This is a genomic window from Streptomyces sp. NPDC059008, from assembly GCF_042749045.1.
In the GTDB taxonomy this organism is placed as follows: Bacteria; Actinomycetota; Actinomycetes; order Streptomycetales; family Streptomycetaceae; genus Streptomyces.
Genome location: NZ_JBHYJC010000001.1, coordinates 338,038 through 357,778, shown reverse-complemented (window position 1 = coordinate 357,778; position 19,741 = coordinate 338,038). Strand labels below are relative to the sequence as shown.

General features: G+C 68.3%; 17 protein-coding genes. 10 read left to right on the top strand and 7 right to left on the bottom strand.

The window, feature by feature from the left end; all coding sequences use genetic code 11:
• Positions 1 to 28 precede the first annotated feature (28 nt).
• Positions 29 to 1,366, top strand: a complete 1,338-nt coding sequence (locus ACFWZH_RS01625) for an MATE family efflux transporter (RefSeq protein ID WP_384424255.1) — start codon at positions 29 to 31, stop codon at positions 1,364 to 1,366.
• 41 nt (positions 1,367 to 1,407) lie between these two features.
• Positions 1,408 to 2,271, top strand: coding sequence for a trypsin-like serine peptidase (locus tag ACFWZH_RS01620; protein ID WP_384424254.1), 864 nt, complete (start codon positions 1,408 to 1,410; stop codon positions 2,269 to 2,271).
• Positions 2,272 to 2,350: 79 nt separating this feature from the next.
• On the opposite strand, the gene rplI is transcribed toward ACFWZH_RS01620, so the two are convergent.
• The 4 genes from rplI to rpsF form a co-directional block, all read right to left on the bottom strand.
• The gene (gene rplI, locus ACFWZH_RS01615) at positions 2,351 to 2,797 is read right to left on the bottom strand and encodes a 50S ribosomal protein L9 (RefSeq protein WP_384424253.1); all 447 of its coding nucleotides are present in this window, start codon (positions 2,795 to 2,797) and stop codon (positions 2,351 to 2,353) included.
• Positions 2,798 to 2,815: 18 nt separating this feature from the next.
• Complete coding sequence (gene rpsR / locus ACFWZH_RS01610) at positions 2,816 to 3,052, bottom strand: 30S ribosomal protein S18 (RefSeq protein WP_003978893.1); 237 nt, start codon at positions 3,050 to 3,052, stop codon at positions 2,816 to 2,818.
• A 110-nt stretch (positions 3,053 to 3,162) separates the two neighbouring features.
• The gene (locus tag ACFWZH_RS01605; protein WP_384424252.1) at positions 3,163 to 3,750 is read right to left on the bottom strand and encodes a single-stranded DNA-binding protein; all 588 of its coding nucleotides are present in this window, start codon (positions 3,748 to 3,750) and stop codon (positions 3,163 to 3,165) included.
• Between the two features lie 82 nt (positions 3,751 to 3,832).
• A complete protein-coding gene (gene rpsF / locus ACFWZH_RS01600; RefSeq protein WP_006604399.1) occupies positions 3,833 to 4,123 on the bottom strand; it encodes a 30S ribosomal protein S6 in 291 nt (96 codons plus the stop codon).
• A 229-nt stretch (positions 4,124 to 4,352) separates the two neighbouring features.
• Here rpsF and ACFWZH_RS01595 point away from each other — a divergent pair, with 229 nt between their 5' ends.
• From ACFWZH_RS01595 to ACFWZH_RS01585, 3 genes are all read left to right on the top strand, one after another.
• Positions 4,353 to 4,658 carry a hypothetical protein gene (locus ACFWZH_RS01595; protein ID WP_384424251.1) on the top strand — a complete coding sequence of 102 codons (306 nt, stop codon included), beginning with the start codon at positions 4,353 to 4,355 and terminating at the stop codon, positions 4,656 to 4,658.
• A gap of 138 nt (positions 4,659 to 4,796) precedes the next feature.
• A complete protein-coding gene (locus tag ACFWZH_RS01590) occupies positions 4,797 to 5,918 on the top strand; it encodes a lipid II:glycine glycyltransferase FemX (protein WP_384424250.1) in 1,122 nt (373 codons plus the stop codon).
• 79 nt (positions 5,919 to 5,997) lie between these two features.
• Positions 5,998 to 7,029, top strand: coding sequence for an alanine racemase (locus tag ACFWZH_RS01585; protein WP_384424249.1), 1,032 nt, complete (start codon positions 5,998 to 6,000; stop codon positions 7,027 to 7,029).
• An 87-nt stretch (positions 7,030 to 7,116) separates the two neighbouring features.
• Here ACFWZH_RS01585 and ACFWZH_RS01580 read toward each other — a convergent pair whose 3' ends face one another.
• Together ACFWZH_RS01580 and ACFWZH_RS01575 are read right to left on the bottom strand one after the other, a co-directional pair.
• Positions 7,117 to 8,598, bottom strand: a complete 1,482-nt coding sequence (locus ACFWZH_RS01580) for a glycosyltransferase family 87 protein (RefSeq protein ID WP_384424248.1) — start codon at positions 8,596 to 8,598, stop codon at positions 7,117 to 7,119.
• A 160-nt stretch (positions 8,599 to 8,758) separates the two neighbouring features.
• Entirely contained in the window at positions 8,759 to 11,422 is a 2,664-nt protein-coding gene (locus ACFWZH_RS01575) for a transglycosylase domain-containing protein (protein WP_384424247.1), read from the bottom strand.
• Positions 11,423 to 11,783: 361 nt separating this feature from the next.
• On the opposite strand from ACFWZH_RS01575, the gene ACFWZH_RS01570 reads away from it, so the two are divergent.
• The 4 genes from ACFWZH_RS01570 to ACFWZH_RS01555 all read left to right on the top strand — a co-directional run bounded on the left by ACFWZH_RS01570 (position 11,784) and on the right by ACFWZH_RS01555 (position 15,608).
• Positions 11,784 to 12,464 (top strand): PadR family transcriptional regulator, encoded by a 681-nt coding sequence (locus tag ACFWZH_RS01570; RefSeq protein WP_384424246.1) that lies wholly within the window; start codon positions 11,784 to 11,786, stop codon positions 12,462 to 12,464.
• 46 nt (positions 12,465 to 12,510) lie between these two features.
• Entirely contained in the window at positions 12,511 to 13,593 is a 1,083-nt protein-coding gene (locus tag ACFWZH_RS01565; protein ID WP_384424245.1) for an inositol-3-phosphate synthase, read from the top strand.
• Between the two features lie 78 nt (positions 13,594 to 13,671).
• The gene (locus ACFWZH_RS01560; RefSeq protein WP_384424244.1) at positions 13,672 to 14,931 is read left to right on the top strand and encodes an MFS transporter; all 1,260 of its coding nucleotides are present in this window, start codon (positions 13,672 to 13,674) and stop codon (positions 14,929 to 14,931) included.
• A 110-nt stretch (positions 14,932 to 15,041) separates the two neighbouring features.
• Entirely contained in the window at positions 15,042 to 15,608 is a 567-nt protein-coding gene (locus tag ACFWZH_RS01555) for a hypothetical protein (protein WP_384424243.1), read from the top strand.
• Positions 15,609 to 15,732: 124 nt separating this feature from the next.
• Here the strand turns inward: ACFWZH_RS01555 and ACFWZH_RS01550 are convergent, their stop codons facing one another.
• Entirely contained in the window at positions 15,733 to 17,208 is a 1,476-nt protein-coding gene (locus ACFWZH_RS01550; RefSeq protein WP_384424242.1) for a CCA tRNA nucleotidyltransferase, read from the bottom strand.
• Positions 17,209 to 17,457: 249 nt separating this feature from the next.
• Between ACFWZH_RS01550 and ACFWZH_RS01545 the strand changes: the two genes are divergently transcribed.
• A complete protein-coding gene (locus ACFWZH_RS01545) occupies positions 17,458 to 19,728 on the top strand; it encodes a DUF6049 family protein (RefSeq protein WP_384424241.1) in 2,271 nt (756 codons plus the stop codon).
• Positions 19,729 to 19,741 lie beyond the last annotated feature (13 nt).

The following is a 19,741-nucleotide window of genomic DNA, read 5'->3' as shown; positions in this document are numbered from 1 at the left end:
CTTACCTGTGGAAGATTAGATTGAGTCCATGACACAGGCTCCCGCGACCCGGCGGCGCTCCGACCGCCGCCACGACCGCGAGATCATCGCTCTGGCCCTGCCCGCCTTCGGCTCACTGGTCGCGGAACCCCTCTTCGTCATGGTCGACAGCGCCGTCATCGGCCACCTCGGCACCTCCCAGCTCGCCGGCCTCGGCGTCGCCGCCGGCCTGCTGACCACCGCCGTCGCCGTCTTCGTCTTCCTCGCCTACGCCACCACCGCGGCGGTCGCCCGCAGGGTCGGCGCAGGCGACCTCCCCGCGGCGATCCGCCAGGGCATGGACGGCATCTGGCTCGCCCTGCTGCTCGGCGCGGGGGTCGTCGCGGCCGTGCTGCCCACCGCCCCCTGGCTCGTCGAAGCCTTCGGCGCCTCGGCCACCGCCGCCCCGCACGCCACCACCTATCTGCGCATCAGCGCGCTCGGCATACCCGCGATGCTCGTCGTGCTGGCCGCCACCGGCGTGCTCCGCGGCCTCCAGGACACCAAGACCCCGCTCTACGTCGCCCTCGGCGGCTTCTCCGCCAACGCCGCGCTCAATGTCGCCCTGGTCTACGGCGCCGGCCTCGGCATCGCGGGATCCGCCTGGGGCACGGTCATCGCCCAGTGCGCCATGGCCGCCGCCTACCTCGCCGTGGTGATCCGGGGCGCCCGACGGCACGGTGCCTCGCTCCGCCCCGACGCCGCGGGGATCCGCGCCTGCGCCCAGGCCGGCGTTCCGCTGCTGGTCCGAACGCTCTCGCTGCGCGCTGTGCTGATGATCGCCACCGCCATCGCCGCCCGGCTCGGCGACGCCGAGGTCGCCGCCCACCAGATCGTGCTCACGCTGTGGTCCCTGCTGGCCTTCACGCTGGACGCGATAGCCATAGCGGGGCAGGCCATCATAGGTCGCTTTCTCGGCGCGGGGGACCGCGACGGAGCCCAGGCCGCCTGCCGCCGCATGATCCAGTGGGGCATCGCCTCGGGCCTGGTGCTTGGTGTGCTGGTCGCGCTCGCCCGCCCGGTGTTGATTCCGCTGTTCACCTCCGACCCCGCCGTGCAGGGCCCGCTGCTGACCACGCTCCTGGTCGTGGCCGTGACCCAGCCGATCTCCGGGATCGTCTTCATACTCGACGGCGTCCTGATGGGCGCGGGTGACGGCCCGTATCTCGCCTGGGCGATGGTGCTGACGCTGGCCCTGTTCGCGCCGGCCGCGCTGGCCGTACCGGCCTTCGGCGGCGGACTGGTCGCCCTGTGGTGGGCGATGGCGCTGATGATGACCGTCCGCATGGCGACGCTCTGGCTGCGTACCCGCTCCGGCCGGTGGATTGTGATCGGGGCCTCCCGCTGAACCACCTCCCGCAACACACAGTGCATGTCGATAATGACGGGGTGCGCTCGCTTGCCAGGAAGTCCGTGCTGTCCATGACGTTCATCGTCGTCATGGCCGCTGCCGTGGTGGGATACGCTGCGGAGGAGTCCGATACCCACGGCGGCATCGGCCACAGCAGCTTCGGCAAGTCCGGCGAGGCGGGCCAGGACCCCCAGGACCAGGACCCCGCCGCGACGGCGCCGGCCGACATCGGCAATGCGTACACCCCGCGCCGGACCGAGCAGAACGCCAGGGTCGGCGTGGTCTTCGAGAAGAACGACTCCGGCGATCACTTCTGCACCGCGAGTGTGGTGCAGAGTCCGGGCCGCAACATGCTGATCACGGCGGCGCACTGCGCGTTCGACGCCGACGCCGGTTCCACGTTGGACGATCTCCTCTTCGCTCCCGACTACCGCGACGGCGAAGAGCCCTCGGGCCTGTGGAAGGTCAAGAAGGTGATCGTCGACGATCGCTGGGCCAAGTCGCAGGACGAGGACCTCGACGTCGCCTTCCTCATCCTCGACAAGAAGGACGGCGAGCAGATCCAGGACGTCCTGGGCGGGAACACCCTGGGCATAGACCGCGGCTTCGACAACGAGGTCAAGATCACCGGCTACCCCACCAGCCGAAACACCCCGATCTCGTGCCAGAACCGCACCACGAAGTACAGCGACACCCAGATGCGCGTCCAGTGCACCGACTTCGAGGGTGGTACGAGCGGCAGCCCCTGGCTCGCCGACTACGACCCCAAGAGCCACACCGGCACGGTCATCGGCGTCCTGGGCGGCCATGAAGGCGGCGGCGACGAGGACGACGTCTCCTACGCGGCGTACTTCGACGACGACATCGCCGAGCTGTACAAGCACGCCCAGGACGAGGACTGAGACCGGGCCGCTCGCGCCCCGGCACGGCGAAGGGCCGCACCCCGAGAACGGAGTGCGGCCCTTCTGCGTTGTCCTGCGATCAGGCGGCGACGACCTCGACGCCCAGCTTCGCAACGACCTCGGCGTGCAGACGCACGGAGACCTGGTGCGCGCCCAGGGTCTTGATCGGCGAGCCGAGCTCGACACGACGCTTGTCGACGTCCGGACCACCAGCGGACTTGATCGCCGCAGCGACGTCGGCCGGGGTGACGGAGCCGAACAGACGGCCCGCGTCGCCGGCGCGGACGGCCAGCTTCACGCTGACGCCCTCGAGCTGGCCCTTGACCTCGTTGGCCTGCTCGATCGTGGCGATCTCGCGGATCTTGCGACCGCGGCGGATCTGCTCGACGTCCTTCTCGCCACCCTTGGTCCAGCGGATCGCGAAACCGCGCGGGACCAGGTAGTTGCGGGCGTATCCGTCCTTGACGTCAACGACGTCGCCGGCGGTGCCGAGGCCGGAGACCTCGTGGGTGAGGATGATCTTCATGTGTCGGTCACCCTTCCCTTATCGCGCGGTGGACGTGTAGGGCAGCAGCGCCATCTCACGGCTGTTCTTCACGGCCGTGGCGACGTCACGCTGGTGCTGAGTGCAGTTGCCGGTGACTCGGCGGGCACGGATCTTGCCGCGGTCGGAGATGAACTTCCGCAGCAGGTTCGTGTCCTTGTAGTCGACGTAGGAGATCTTCTCCTTGCAGAACACGCAAACCTTCTTCTTAGGCTTGCGAGCAGGCGGCTTCGCCATTGTCTCTCTCCAATGAGTTCAAGAAGTTTGTGCTGACGCCCTCAAGGCCCCCGGCCGTTTCACGGCGTTGTTTCACGTGAAACAACGCGGTCCGGGCCGGATACAGAGACCTAGAAGGGCGGCTCGTCCGAGTAGCCACCGCCGGAGCTACCGCCCCAGCCACCGCCGCCGCCACCCTGCTGGCCGCCGCCGGCAGGGCCGCTGGTCGCCCAGGGGTCGTCGGCAGGAGCGCCGCCGCCCTGCTGGCCGCCGCCGGGGCCGCCGCCCCAGCCGCCGCCACCCTGGCCACCGCCCTGCTGACCGCCGCCGAAGCCGCCGCCCTGGCCACCGCGACCGCTGGTCTTGGTGATCTTGGCCGTGGCGTTCTTGAGGCTCGCGCCCACTTCCTCGACGTCGAGCTCGTAGACCGTGCGCTTCACGCCCTCGCGGTCCTCGTACGAGCGCTGCTTGAGGCGGCCCTGTACGACCACGCGGGTACCCCGCGTAAGGGACTCGGCGACGTTCTCAGCCGCCTGACGCCACACCGAGCAGGTCAGGAACAGGCTCTCGCCGTCCTTCCACTCATTGGTCTGACGGTCGAAGGTGCGGGGGGTGGATGCGACGCGGAACTTCGCAACCGCCGCACCGGACGGGGTGAAGCGCAGCTCGGGGTCGTCGACAAGATTGCCGACAACCGTGATGACGGTCTCGCCTGCCATTAGGGGAACCTCTCGGCGGGTGTGCTGCTGGCTGCTGGTGTTGCTGCTACTCGGACCCGGTTACCGCTGAACGCTGAGGCGCTCAGTGGGTCTCGGGACGGAGGACCTTGGTCCGGAGGACCGACTCGTTCAGGTTCATCTGACGGTCGAGCTCCTTGACGACCGCAGGCTCGGCCTGCAGGTCGATGACCGAGTAGATGCCCTCGGGCTTCTTCTTGATCTCGTACGAGAGACGACGACGGCCCCAGGTGTCGACCTTCTCGACCTTTCCGTTGCCCTCGCGGACGACGGAGAGGAAGTTCTCGATCAGCGGGGAGACAGCGCGCTCCTCGAGATCGGGGTCGAGGATGACCATCACCTCGTAGTGACGCATGGTGAACCCACCTCCTTTGGACTCAGCGGCCACGGTCGTTCCGTGGCAGGAGGGTCATATGCGTTTCCGCGCCGAGCCCGGCCGGTCATCCGGACAGACATGGGCGCAGACCGTACAGAGTACCTGCCTGAAGCCTTCCGGTTGAAATCCGGCCGGTGCACCCCTCAATCTGGAACACAACGGGTGTGAGCGGCGTTACAGTGCGCCGCCCTGTCATCGGAGGTGCCGCATGGCACAGGCAGCTAGGACCCAGCGCGACCTGCTCTCGCTTCTCAACAGCGACGGCAAGGAGCATCCCGTCGAGAACACCTTCGCCTTCGTCACCCTGGTGCTCGGCGCGATCGCCGCCTTCACCACGCTCTCTCCCAGTCTGCACCTGGTCAGTTCCTGGGTCGGTCTGATCGGAATCGGCACCGGCCTGTGGGGTCAGTTCATCTCGTCGACGACAGGCGAACGCTTCCTGTTGATCATCGGGCTGGGCGCGTCCGCCTTCGGTTTCTACCTAGGTGTGGCGTTCGGCGGACTCATCGGCTGAGGCGCCCGGCCGTCTCACGGTGTGGCATACGGGGCCCAGCCCGTACGGCCCAGACGGGGCGCTCCCCGGTCACAGTAGGCTTCGGCGCGAGAGCCGGAGCCCCGACCATGGGGACACACCTGCCGAGGAGCGCCCCGCATGAGCCTGACCCTGAGGACCATCAGCCGAGAGCAGCATCTGGCGTACATCCAGAGCCTGCCCGCGGCGAGCCACATGCAGGTTCCGGCCTGGGCGGACGTGAAGGCCGAATGGCGTTCGGAGAGCCTGGGCTGGTTCGACGCGAGCGGCGAGCTGGTCGGCGCCGGCCTGGTGCTCTACCGCCAGGTGCCCAAGGTCAAGCGCTACCTCGCGTATCTGCCCGAGGGGCCGGTCATCAACTGGTTCACGCCGAACCTCAAGGACTGGCTCGAGCCGATGCTGGCGCACCTCAAGAAGCAGGGCGCCTTCACCGTGAAGATGGGTCCTCCGGTCGTCATCCGCCGCTGGGACGCCGCCGCGATCAAGGCCGGCATCCAGGACCCGGAGGTCAAGCGCCTGCGTCAGGTCGAGGCGACGCACATCGAGCCGCGCGCCTTCGAGGTGGCCGACCAGCTGCGCCGTATGGGCTGGCAGCAGGGTGAGGAGGACGGCGCCGGCTTCGCCGACGTGCAGCCCCGCTACGTCTTCCAGGTGCCCCTGGCCAATCGTTCCCTCGAAGAGGTCCACAAGGGCTTCAACCAGCTGTGGCGCCGGAACATCAAGAAGGCCGAGAAGGCCGGTGTCGAGGTCGTCCAGGGCGGCTACGACGATCTGGCCGAATGGCAGCGCCTCTACGAGATCACCGCGGAGCGCGACCGGTTCACGCCGCGCCCCCTCGGCTACTTCCAGCGCATGTGGAAGGCGCTCAACGCCGAGGACCCCAACCGCATGCGGCTGTACTTCGCGCGGCACAACGGCGTGAACCTGTCGGCCGCGACGATGCTCGTCGTCGGCGGGCACGTCTGGTACTCCTACGGCGCCTCCGACAACATCGGCCGGGAGGTCCGGCCCTCCAACGCCATGCAGTGGCAGATGCTGCAGGACGCCTACAAGCTCGACGCCTCGGTCTACGACCTCCGCGGCATCAGCGACTCCCTGGACGAGAACGACCACCTCTTCGGCCTGATCCAGTTCAAGGTCGGCACGGGTGGGCAGGCGGCGGAGTACCTCGGCGAGTGGGACTTCCCGCTCAGCAAGGTCCTGCAGAAGGCCTTCGACATCGCGATGTCGCTGCGCGGATAGCCTGCGCACCGGCGGCAGCTCCCCCGCACCGTTTCGTACCCTGAGACACTCCGCTACGAGAAAGGTTCCGGCCCCGGCCATGGCGCTCACCCTCTACGTCGACACCGCGCGCTGGCGGGCGCATCAGCAGAGCGTTCTCCAGCAGTTCCCCGGTCTGGTCCCGGTCTGCAAAGGCAACGGCTACGGCTTCGGCCATGAGCGCCTCGCCGACGAGGCGACCCTCCTGGGCGCCGACATCCTCGCGGTCGGCACGACCTACGAAGCGGCCCGTATCAAGGACTTCTTCAGCGGTGACCTGCTCGTCCTGACCCCGTTCCGGCACGGCGAGGAGCCGGTGCCGCTGCCCGACCGGGCGATCCGCTCGGTCTCCTCGGTCGAGGGCGTCGGCGGTCTGGTCGGCGCCCGGGTCGTCATCGAGGTCATGAGCAGCATGAAGCGCCACGGCGTCAAGCCGGAGGACCTGCCGAAGCTGGCCGCGGCCATCGAGGACGTCCGGCTCGAGGGCTTCGCGATCCACCTGCCGCTGGACCGTGCCGACGGCTCCGACGCGGTCGATGAGGTCATCGGCTGGATGGACCGCCTCCGTGCCGCCCGCCTCCCGCTGCACACCATGTTCGTCAGCCACCTCAAGGCCGATGAACTCGCCCGCCTCCAGCAGCAGTTCCCGCAGACCCGCTTCCGCGCGCGGATCGGTACGCGGCTGTGGCTCGGCGACCACGAGGCCACCGAGTACCGCGGCTCGGTGCTCGACGTCACCCGGGTGTCGAAGGGCGAGCGCTTCGGCTACCGCCAGCAGAAGGCGGCCTCCGACGGCTACCTGGTCGTGGTGGCGGGCGGCACCTCGCACGGTGTGGGCCTGGAGTCTCCCAAGGCGCTGCACGGTGTGATGCCGCGTGCCAAGGGCGTGGCCCGGGCCGGTCTGGCGACCGTCAACCGCAATCTCGCGCCGTATGTCTGGGCCGGGAAGCAGCGCTGGTTCGCGGAGCCCCCGCACATGCAGGTGTCGATCCTGTTCGTGCCGGGGGACGCCCCGCAGCCGCAGGTCGGCGAGGAGCTGGTGGCCCATCTGCGGCACACCACCACGCAGTTCGACCGCCTCGTGGACCGCTGAGCCGGCCGGCTCCACCACACACCAAGGGCCCGGTGCCGCAGACCTCCTCTGCGGCACCGGGCCCCGTGCTTGCACAACCGGCCCGACTCAGTCCCGTACGGCGCCCCAGCGCACCCGTGGCGTCCCCTCGAAGTGCACCGCGTGCCGAGGCGGGTGGTACGTCCTGCCGAGCACGAACACATCGGGGCTGCGGTCCAGGACACCGCCCGACGGATCGTCGTCACCGTCCCTGCGGACCACGTCGCGCTCCGGCATCAGAACGTCCCGTACGACCACGGCGCACAGGTAGAGGGTGCCCAGGAGGTGCAGCGCGATGGCCAGCTGGTAGCCCTCCGGCGGCAGGCCCTGGTGCTTGTCGCCGCTGCCGGTGTAGGCGAGGTACATCCAGATCCCCAGGAAGTACATGACCTCGCAGGCCTGCCAGACGAGGAAGTCCCGCCAGCGCGGCCGGGCCAGCACGGCGAGCGGGGTCAGCCACAGGACGTACTGCGGCGAGTAGACCTTGTTGGTGAGGATGAACAGCGCGACGACGAGGAACGCGAGCTGGGCGAACCGCGGCCGCCGAGGCGCGTAGAGGGTCAGCAGCCCGATGGCGGCACAGCCCAGGAGCATCAGCAGCGTGGCATAGGTGTTGGCGTTCTCCAGCGGATTGCCGGTGCGCTGCGAGATCAGCAACCAGATCGAACCGAAGTCGATGGGCCGCTCCTGGCTGAAGGTGTAGAACTTCGCCCAGCCCTCGCGGATGTGGAACCCCGTCGCATCGTGCGTGATCATCACCGGCAGGTTCACCACCAGCCAGGACGCCACCGCTCCGGCCGCCGCCTTCCCGAACGCGCGCCAGGCTCCCGCCCGCCAGCACAGCACCAGCAGCGGGCCCAGCAGCAGCACCGGGTACAGCTTCGCCGCGGTCGCCAGGCCGATCAGCATGCCTGCCTTCAGCGGGCGGCTGCGTGACCACATCAGCATCCCGCCGGTGGTCAGGGCGATCGCCAGCAGGTCCCAGTTGATGGTCGCGGTGAGGGCGAAGGCGGGCGCCAGGGCGACGAGGAGGCCGTCCCAGGGGCGGCGCCGATGCGTACGGGCCACGCACACCGCGATCACGGCGGCGCAGACCATCAGCATTCCGGCGTTGACCAGCCAGTAGATCTGCTCGCGGTACTGGATCGTCCCCGCGTTCGGTGTCATCCAGGAGGCGACCTCCATGAAGACACCGGTGAGCACCGGGTACTCGAGGTACTCCATATCGCCGGGCAGCCGGTCGAAGTACGGGATCAGTCCGTCGGCGAAGCCTCGCCCCGCGTAGAGGTGGGGGATATCGGAGTAGCAGGCATGGGTGTACTGGCTCGTCGCCCCGAAGAACCAGCCGCCGTTGTAGCAAGGCAGCTTCTGCACCATGCCGAGCGCGAACATCCCGATGGCGACGAGTGCGACGACCCGCACCGGTGTCAGCCAGTGCGTACCGAGCAGGGCGCGTCGGCCGAGCGGACCTCCGACCAGCTCACTGCCGGCCGCCGCCACCTCATCCCGCCTTGTCGGCCGTACCGGCTCATCCTGTCGCACGCTCGTCATGGCCCCATCCTGCCGTACGACCAGGGGCAGAACATGGCGAAGCCCCTGTCCCGGCAAGCCGGGCAGGGGCTTCGTGGCTCATGTTTCACGTGAAACGGTCACCGTTGTTTCACGTGAAACGGTCGGTGCCATGTTTCACGTGAAACAGCCGGCGCGGTGCCTATGAGCCGGACGGGCCACCGAACAAGCCTCCGTTGCCTCCGCCGTTGCCGTTCCCGTTGCCTCCGCCGGTGCTACCCGGGTCCACGGTGGGAGTGCTCGTCTCGCCCCCGGTGTCGCCACCCGTTTCGCCGGTGGTCGTCCCACCGCTGTCGTTGCAGTTGACGTCCCAGGGAGAACAGGGCTTGGTCGGAGTCGGGCTCGGGCTGTCCGACGGGGGAGCGGACTCGGTGGGAGTCTCCGACGGGCTCGCCGAGGGGGTGTCCGACGGGCTGGGAGTCGGCGTCGGAGACGGCATACCCACTTCGTCCGCCCGCTCTCCGAGCGGGATGGCGGCCGGGAACGGCTCCGGGGTGACACCGTTCATCGCCTGCAGCATGTACTCGGTCCACACCTCGGTCGGCAGCGCACCACCGTGGATCGAGTCGAAGCCGCCGACTCCGTTCATGGACAGCTGGCGCGGGTTCTGCGCGTCCTCGCGGAACATCGTGATGGCCGTCGAGAGCTGCTTGGTGTAGCCGACGAACCAGGCCGACTTGTTCTCGTCGGTGGTACCGGTCTTGCCTGCGGCCGGCATGTTCAGCCGCTTGGCTTCCTTCGCCGTGCCGTTGTCGATGACGTTCTCCAGGACCTTGGTCACGTTGTTGGCGATGTTGGAGTCCATCGCCGTCTCCTGGCTGGGCTTCTCGAAGCCCGGCAGGTCCTCGCCCTCGCGCGTCACCTTGGTCACCGAGTACGGCTCCACCTTCGTGCCCGACGCGGCGAACGTCGCATAGGCGTCGGCCATGCGAATCGCGCTCGGAGTGGAGGTGCCCAGCGCGAAGGACGGGTTGAGGTTCTTGTCGAAGCTGGCCGGCGAGATGCCCGCGGCCTGCGCCATCTCCTTGACCTTGTCCATCCCGACATCCATGCCGAGCTGCACGAACGGGGTGTTGACGGACTGCTCCATCGCCTTGACCAAGGAGATGTAGCCCCAGCGATGGGCGCTCTCGTTCTCCTGGTAGAAGGGCGAGTTGTCCCGCTTGAGGACGTAGGTGCCGTCCGCCTTCTTCACCTTGAGATGGTCGTTGCCGTTGTACCGGCTGAGGGGCGAGAGCCCCTGGGGCTTGGTCGCGGGCACGCCGTGCTTCATCGCCGCCGCGAGCACGAACGGCTTCCAGGTCGAGCCGACCGGCACACCGAAGGTGTCCGCGTTGTTGCTGAAGTGCCCCTTGTCATAGCCCTCACCGCCGTACAGGGCGACGATCTTGCCGTCCCCCGGCACCACGGAGGCACCACCGAACTGGACGTACTTGTCCTTCTCGCGCTCCTTGGGGTTGATGTACCGCTTGTGGACCTTCTTGACGGCGCCAGCGAGCTGACCGGTCTTCTTCCTGTCGAAGGTCGTCCGGATCGTGTACCCGCCCTTGTCGAACTGGGCCTCGCTGATGTCCCCGTGCTTCAGCACGTACTTCTTGGCGGTGTCCATCAGATAGCCGATCTGGCCGCTCTTGCTGGCCACCGGCTTGGGGGTGATGGGCTTGGGGAACTTCGTGTACTTGGCCCGGTCCGTCTTCGTCATGAGGCCGTTCTCGACCTCCCGGTCGAGGATCCACTTCCACCGCGCGATGGCGCGCTCGGTGTTCGCCTTCCGAGTGGCTCCCGGGCCGGTGCCGCCGGCCGGGTCGTACAGGTCGGCGCCCTTGAGCACGGTCGCCAGGAAGGCACCCTCGTCCGGCTTCAGCTTGTCGGCGTTCTTGCCGTAGTACGCCTGGGCCGCCGCCTGGATCCCGTAGGCGCCGCGACCGTAGTAGCTGGTGTTCAGATACCCCTGCAGGATCTGCGGCTTGTCCATCCGCCAGCCGACCTTGATCGCGATGAACAGCTCCTTGAACTTGCGATCGAAGGTCTGCTGCTGGTTCAGCATGGCGTTCTTGACGTACTGCTGAGTGATGGTCGAGCCACCCTGGGTCTCGCCACCCCTGGCCATGTTGAACACGGCACGCGCGATACCCATCGGGTCCACTCCGGAGTCCGTCCGGAAGGACGCGTTCTCCGCCGCGATCGCTGCATTCTGCATGGACGGCGGAATATCTTTTATGTCGATGTTCTGCCGGTTGGTCTTACCGTCGCGAGCCATGACGTCACCATTGGCCCAGAGGTAGACGTTGTTCTGCGACTTGGCGGCGTCACTCTCGTTCGGCACGCTCACCAGGGCCAGCGCGACGCCGGATACGCCCACGATCAGACCGGCGAAACCGACGCACAGGCTGGTGACCTGCTTCCACGACGGCACAAAGCGCCGCCAGCCGACCTTGTTGGCGCGCGGGTAGTCGATCAGACGCCGCTTGGCGGGCCGCCCGTCGCCACGCCCGCGGCCGCGGCCGCCCTCGGGGCCACCGCCGCCACCGCCACGGCGGCCTCCACCGCCATGGCCGCCGGCACCGGAGCCCGCCATCGAGGCATCGGACACCCTCCGGCGGCCGCCGCGCTGGGCAGCCCTGCGGGCCTCGGCCCGACCGCCCGTCCGCGACTCATGCCCGGAGGGGTCGCCGTAGGGGGCAGGACCGGCAGCGGAGCCACGCGAACGGGCGCCACGGCGCCCCGATGACTCTTGTGCGGCGCGTCGGGCCGCGGCACGTCCGCCACTCTGCGGCTGTGGCGGTTTGCGACGGTGCTCGCTCATGGAACGAATACTCCTCGGGCAGGCGCGCTATCTCGTCGCCTGAAGGCGGCAGTTGTCTTCAGGTCCCCCCGATGCACGGCCCACGCCAAAGGCACGAGCCGCAATACACCGAGGACGGGGACGCCAGATATCGGCCCACGGTTCCCGGCAGTCTGCATGCCGCACAGACTACGCACGGCCAAAACCTGCCCAGTGTTGAAATTCACTCCAAATCAGTCAGGTTGCATCCCACGAATCGGTGATGTGACGCCGTTCACCACCTCCCCCCTTGTCCCCCTCCGACGCCCGTTCTATCGTCTGGATGTATCGAGTCGATACATCAGCACGAGATAAAGAACGCATCGGGCCGAGGAGGCGGAGGATGACCAGACGTTCCGGCATCCTCGAGTTCGCCGTCCTCGGCCTGCTCCGTGAGTCCCCGATGCACGGCTACGAGCTGCGAAAACGGCTCAACACCTCGCTCGGGGTGTTCCGTGCGTTCAGCTATGGCACCCTCTACCCGTGCCTCAAGGCGCTGGTCGCGAGCGGCTGGATCGCCGAGGAGACGGACGACGCTCCGGAGGGGGTTCCCGCCGCGGCTCTGACAGGGCGCCGAGCCAAGATCGTCTACCGATTGACCGCATCGGGCAAAGAGCACTTCGAGGAGTTGCTCGCCCACTCCGGACCGGATGCGTGGGAGGACGAGCACTTCGGCGTCCGCTTCGCATTCTTCGGCCAGACGTCGCGGGACGTGCGGATGCGAGTGCTGGAAGGCCGCCGCAGCCGGCTGGAGGAGCGCCTTGAGAAGATGCGCACCTCCTTGGCCAGGTCCCGCGAGCGGCTGGACGACTACACCCTCGAACTGCAACGCCACGGCATGGAATCCGTGGAGCGCGAAGTCCGTTGGTTGAACGAGCTCATCGAGAGTGAGCGCGCCGGGCGCGATCAGCGCGCACCGGGTCCCGCAGCGCATGACATGAAGAACCAGTCAGGAGATACGGGCGGCCTGCCCCGGCACCGGGGTGGTTCCCGGCCGGATCCGTCCGATGACACCACCACATGAGGCTCTGCTGTGCAGGTCCTCATCGAGAACACAGGGAGCAACCGGAATGGGTTCGGTTCGCGTAGCCATCGTCGGCGTGGGCAACTGCGCCGCCTCGCTGGTACAGGGCGTCGAGTACTACAAGGACGCCGACCCGAAGAGCCGCGTGCCCGGCCTCATGCACGTGCAGTTCGGCGACTACCACGTGCGTGACATCGAGTTCGTGGCGGCCTTCGACGTAGACGCCAAGAAGGTCGGCCTCGACCTCGCGGACGCCATCGGCGCCAGCGAGAACAACACCATCAAGATCTGCGACGTGCCGAACAGCGGCGTGCAGGTCCAGCGCGGCCACACCCTCGACGGCCTGGGCAAGTACTACCGCCAGACCATCGAGGAGTCCCCCGAGGCCCCGGTCGACATCGTCCAGGTCCTCAAGGACAAGCAGGTCGACGTCCTGGTCTGCTACCTCCCTGTCGGCTCCGAGGACGCCGCGAAGTACTACGCCCAGTGCGCCATCGACGCCAAGGTCGCGTTCGTCAACGCCCTCCCGGTCTTCATCGCCGGCACCAAGGAGTGGGCGGACAAGTTCACCGAGGCCGGTGTCCCGATCGTCGGTGACGACATCAAGTCGCAGGTCGGCGCCACGATCACGCACCGCGTGATGGCCAAGCTCTTCGAGGACCGGGGCGTCATCCTGGACCGCACGATGCAGCTGAACGTCGGCGGCAACATGGACTTCAAGAACATGCTCGAGCGCGAGCGCCTGGAGTCCAAGAAGATCTCCAAGACGCAGGCCGTCACCTCCCAGATCCGGGACCGTGAGCTGGGCGAGGACAACGTCCACATCGGCCCCTCGGACTTCGTGGCGTGGCTGGACGACCGCAAGTGGGCCTACGTCCGCCTCGAGGGCCGCGCCTTCGGCGACGTCCCGCTGAACCTCGAGTACAAGCTCGAGGTCTGGGACTCCCCCAACTCCGCGGGCGTCATCATCGACGCGCTGCGCGCCGCGAAGATCGCCAAGGACCGGGGCATCGGCGGCCCGATCCTCTCCGCGTCCTCGTACTTCATGAAGTCGCCGCCGGTGCAGTACTTCGACGACGAGGCGCGGGAGAACGTCGAGAAGTTCATCAGCGGTGAGGTCGAGCGCTGACGCGCCCTGCCCGACCTCCCTCCGCAGGCCTCCGGGTATTCCACCCGGGGGCCTGCGGGCTGTGTGAGGCTGTGCCTCATGCATGCTGTGCGCGACCTCCGCGTATTACTCCGGCTACGTGACTTCCGTTCGCTCCTTGCCGCACGGCTTCTGTCCCAGGCGGCCGACGGGGTCTTCCAGGTCGCGCTCGCCACCTACGTCGTCTTCTCGCCCGAGAAACAGACCTCACCCGCGGCCATCGCCTCCGCCATGGCGATCCTGCTGCTGCCGTACTCGCTCCTCGGACCGTTCACCGGCGTGCTGCTCGACCGCTGGCGGCGCCGCCAGGTCCTGCTCTACGGCAACCTGCTGCGCACACTGCTGGCCATGGCGACCGCCGCACTGATCGTGTCGGACGTCCCCGACTGGCTCTTCTACGCCTCGGCCCTCTCGGTGACCGCCGTGAACCGCTTCGTCCTGGCCGGGCTCTCGGCCGCGCTGCCTCGGGTGGTCGACGGCGGACAACAGCTGGTCATGGCCAACTCCCTTGCCCCCACGGCCGGCACGCTCGCCGCGACGGCGGGCGGTGGGCTCGCCTTCGCGGTCCGGCTGGCCGGACCGGACGTGGACGCGTTCGTCGTGCTGCTGGCCGCGGCCCTCTACTTCTGCTCGGCGCTCACCGCGCTGCGCATGACGCCACAGCTGCTCGGCCCCGATCTCACCGATCTCCAACCGCACCTGCGAGAAGCCCTGTTGAGCACCGTACGAGGTCTCGCCGAGGGGTTGCGTCATCTCGCCGAGCGGCGGACCCCGGCCCGTGCGCTGGCCGCGATGACCCTCATCCGCTTCTGCTACGGAGCGCTGACGGTCATGGTGCTGATGCTGTGCCGGTACTCCTGGGCCGAGACCGAATCCGAGGGTCTGGCGCTGCTCGGGATCACCGTCCTGGTGTCGGGCGCGGGCTTCTTCACGGCTGCCGTCGTCACCCCGTGGGCGGTGGCGCGCTTCACCGCGTTCGGCTGGATCGCCTGCTGTGCCGCCATGGGCGCGGTGCTGGTGCCGGCGCTCGGTCTGTTCTTCACGCCGGGGCCGATGCTGGCCGCCGCCTTCGTGCTCGGTCTCGGCACACAGGGAACCAAGATCTCCACGGACACGGTCGTCCAGTCGACGGTCGACGATGCGTTCCGCGGCCGGATCTTCGCCGTCTACGACGTGCTGTTCAACGTCGCCTTCGTCGGTGCCGCCGCGGTCGCCGCCCTCATACTGCCGCCGGACGGCAGGTCCACCGTTCTGCTCCTCATGGTGACCGTGATCTACGCACTCGTCGCCGCGGCAGTGGTGCGCTTGAGGAGCGATTAGGCACCGCTTCCCCCGCATGCCGGCGACCGGGCCCAGCGGCCGTGGCACGAACCAGATACCTTACGGGCGTCCTACACGAGCCTGTACACATCAAAATTCGGGGGAGTTCCATGACCATGCCGCCTCAAGGCCCGAACCCGTACGGCCAGGCGCCGTACGGGCAGAACCCGTACCCGCAGGGGCCGCCACCGCCCCAGGCTCCCTACGGCCAGCCCCAGCCCGGGTACGCCCACCCTCAGCAGCCACCGGCCCCGTACGGCTATCAGCAGCCGCAGCCGGGATACCCCGCACCACCGCAGCAGCCCTACATGCAGGGCGGTGCTCCCGTTCCGCCGCCGCGTCCGGCCAAGAACCGGTCTCCCAAGGCGATCCTGAAGGGCATCGGTGTCGTCTTCGTACTGATCGCCTTCGCGTTCTTCTGGATCACCAGCCTGGACGATGCGGACAGCGCCGAGGTCGGTGACTGCGTGCAGAAGTCCGAAAGCTCGCTCGACGACGGCCTCAAGGTGGTGGATTGCGGCACCGCGGAGGCCCAGTACAAGGTGACCGCGGTGCACAACGACACCTCCGACCCCTCCGTCTGCCCTGCGGGGGAATCGGCGTACACCAAGTCCGTGCAGCGCCGTAAGCGCGCCGACACCCACATGGTGCTCTGCCTGACCCCGGCGAAGAAGTAGGGCGAACCGAGCCCGCCGGACAAGCCTTGGGGCGGTGTTTCACGTGAAACACCGCCCCAAGCCGTATGCACCATGTTTCACGTGAAACATGGCGGCCCACCGACCGCCTGTTTCACGTGAAACATCAGCCCTGCGTCGCCCACCACTCCTTCAGCGCGGCGATGGCCGCCTCCCGGTCCATGGGGCCGTGCTCCAGTCGAAGCTCCAGCATCTGCTTGTACGCCTTGCCGACCTCGGGCCCAGGACGGATGTCCAGGATCTGCATGATGTCGTTGCCGTCCAGGTCGGGCCGGATCGCCTCCAGCTCTTCCTGCTCCTGCAGCTTCGCGATGCGCTCTTCGAGTCCGTCGTAGGCGCGCGACAGCGCAGCGGCCTTGCGCTTGTTGCGGGTGGTGCAGTCCGAGCGTGTCAGCTTGTGCAGCCGCTCCAGCTGGGGGCCGGCATCGCGCACATAGCGGCGGACCGCCGAGTCCGTCCACTCTCCCGTTCCATAGCCGTGGAAGCGCAGATGCAGCTCCACCAGACGCGAGACGTCCTTGACCATGTCGTTGGAGTACTTCAGCGCGGTCATCCGCTTCTTGGTCATCTTCGCGCCCACCACCTCGTGGTGGTGGAAGGAGACCCGGCCGTCCTTCTCGAAGCGCCGCGTCCTGGGCTTGCCGATGTCGTGCAGCAGAGCCGCCAGCCGCAGGACCAGATCGGGTCCGTCCTCTTCAAGGTCCATCGCCTGGTCCAGCACCGTCAGCGAGTGCTCGTAGACGTCCTTGTGCCGGTGATGCTCATCACTCTCCAGCCGCAGGGCCGGCAGCTCGGGCAGGACCCGGTCGGCCAGGCCGGAATCGACGAACAACCGCAGGCCCTTACGCGGGTGCCGGGCCAGGAGCAGCTTGTTCAGCTCGTCCCGTACCCGCTCGGCCGAGACGATCTCGATACGCTCCGCCATCGACTTCATCGCGGCGACGACCTCGGGGGCGACCTCGAAGTCCAGCTGGGCGGCGAAGCGGGCGGCCCGCATCATCCGCAGCGGATCGTCCGAGAACGACTCCTCCGGCGTGCCCGGCGTCCGCAGGACACGGGCGGCCAGGTCCTCCAGGCCGTCGTGCGGGTCGACGAACTCCTTCTGCGGCAGCAGCACCGCCATGGCGTTCACCGTGAAGTCCCGGCGGACCAGGTCCTCCTCGATGGAGTCGCCGTAGGACACCTCGGGCTTGCGGGAGGTGCGGTCGTAGGCCTCGGAACGGTAGGTCGTGATCTCGATGTCGAACGAGTCCTTCTTGCAGCCGACCGTGCCGAAGGCGATGCCGACCTCCCAGACCGCGTCCGCCCACGGCCGGACGATCTTCAGTACGTCCTCGGGACGGGCATCGGTGGTGAAGTCCAGGTCGTTGCCGAGCCGGCCCAGCAGTGCGTCCCGGACCGAGCCGCCGACCAGGGCAAGCGTGAACCCGGCCTCCTGGAATCGGCGGGCCAGGTCGTCCGCGACGGGGGAGACCCGCAGCAGTTCGCTCACGGCGCGCCGCTGCACATGGTTCAGCGCGTTCGTCGACTGCGGGCTCTGCTCGGCGTGCGGGGTGGGGAGGTCATTGTTGGCGTTCGGCACAACAGAACAGGGTACGTGGCCGCGCAGCGCCAGGCGTCACGTAATAAAGGGGACAGGCCGGTCATGCGGCGGCCGGCACCACGATCATGTGGAGCACTCCCCGGCACTCGGGTGCGGCAGGCCTCGTTACCATTCGTGGACGCACATTCCGACGACCACTGACGACGACGAGGGACGGACGAGCGCGTGGCCGAGGCGGCAGGGTTCCAGGTGACTGAACGGCCGCGTGGTCGATGGCTGCGAAGGACCGTGACGCTGCTCACTGGAGTCCCCCTGCTCGTAGGACTGCTCCAGGTCCCGCACACCTCCTCCGCGCAGGCGGCCCCGACGGGCTCCCGCACGGTCGACGTCACCATCGACTCGCTGTCCCCCTCCGCTCCCGCCAAGAGCGACACGGTCACCGTCTCCGGCACGCTGATCAACGACGGCCGCAGCACGATCACCGACGCCCACGTCGGAATGCACCGTGGCGACGCGCTCAGCAGCCGCAGCGCCATCGAGGCCGCGACACGTCGCAACGGCTATCTGCCGGGCGTGGACGGCGAGGAGGTCAAGGACCACCAGCAGAAGATCGACAAGCTGGAGCCCGGCGTCAGCCGCCCCTTCACCCTCAGCGTCCCGGTCAAGGACCTCGATCTCGACGACGACGGTGTGTACCAGCTCGGTGTCTCACTGTCCGGGCGCTCACAGGGCGGCTCCTATGAGCAGGTCCTGGGCATCGACCGGACGTTCCTGCCCTGGCAGGCCGCCAACGCCGCGAAGAAGACCCAGCTCACCTACCTGTGGCCGCTGATCTCCTCCACCCGCCTCACCGCCGAGACCGTCGCCGACGCCCAGCAGACGCCGGTCTTCCGCAACGACGACCTCGCCGCCGAGCTGGCCCCCGGCGGCCGGCTGCAGCAGATGGTCGCGCTCGGCAAGAACCTGCCGGTGACCTTCGTCATCGACCCCGACCTGCTCGCGACCGTCGACGCGATGACCAAGTCGTACCGGGTGGGCGGTCCGGACGGCCCGCTGGGCAAGAACCAGGCGGTCGCCAAGCAGTGGCTGCACGAACTCGAGGAAGCGGTCACCTCGCACGAGGTGGTGGCGCTGCCCTTCGCGGACCCTGACCTCGCCTCGCTCGCGCACCACGGCAAGGGCGTGCCCAGCGCGCTCAGCCACCTCGGTCCGGCCACCGACCTCGCCGAGAAGACCGTGGACACGATCCTCGGCGTCAAGCCGCGTACGGACTTCGCCTGGCCCGTGGACGGCGCGATCGACTCTTCCATCGTCGATGTCGCCACCTCGGCCGGTGCGCACAACGTGATCACGCGTAGCGACAGCCTGCGGGAGAACGGCGGACTATCCTACACCCCGACGGCGGCCCGTCCCATCGGCGGCGGCAACACCGCCATCGTCGCGGACGCACAGCTCTCACAGGTTTTCGAGGGCGATATGTCGAAGGCCGGGAACGCCACCCGCGCGGTCCAGGAGTTCATCGCCCAGACCCAGATGATCAGCCTCCAGGAACCGGACCGGCAGCGCAGCATCGTCGTCGCACCGCAGCGGATGCCGTCGGTCAGCCAGGCCCAGGCCATGGCCACCGCGCTGCGCCAGCTGAACGAGTCCGGGCGCTGGACCACGTCGCTGCACCTCGGCGCCGCCGCCAAGGCCAAGCCCGACCCCGCGGCCAGCCGCCGGGTGCCCAGCGGCGCCGCCTACCCGTCCTCGCTGCGCCGGCACGAGCTGCCCACCGAGGCCTTCCGGCAGATCCAGGGCACCCAGGTCGCGCTGGACGACTTCCGGGTGATCCTGGCGCAGCCGGAGCGGGTGGTGACGCCGTTCGGCAACGCCATAATGCGCGAGATGTCGACGGAGTGGCGGTCCGATGCCTCCGGCGCCTCGGCGTTCCGGCACTCGGTGCGCAGCTACCTCGACGGCCTGACCAAGAAGGTCCATCTGATCCAGAAGTCGGACGCCACGCTCTCCGGGCGCAGCGCCACGATTCCGGTGACGGTCCAGAACAACCTGGTCCAGGGCGTCAAGGACATGACGCTGAAGCTGACCTCCTCCCAGCCCAACCGCCTGGACGCGGGCAAGCCGCAGCAGATCACGGTCGACGGCGGGCACAGCCAGTCGTTCAAGTTCAACACCACGGCCAATGCCAACGGCCGCGCGTGGGTGACCGCCCAGCTCTACACCTCGGACGGAAAGCCCTACGGTGGCCCCATGACGTTCCAGGTGAACGTCACGGAGATCACCGCCACTGTGATGCTCGTCATCGCCGGCGGTGTGCTGCTGCTCGTCCTCGCCGGAGTGCGGATCTACCTCCAGCGCAAGCGGGCCGCGGCCCAGCGCGCCGAGGACGGGTCGGACGGCGACGGCTCCGACGGCGACGGGCCCGACGGCGAGGAAGGCACGGACGGCGACAGCGGTGGCACGGACGGCGACGCCCCCGAGCAGCCGAGTGACCCCAAGCCGGACACCGGTTCGGAAAGCTCCGACCCGTCCGGCTCAGGTGAGAAAGTGGACCGTTGATATATGGCGGGGC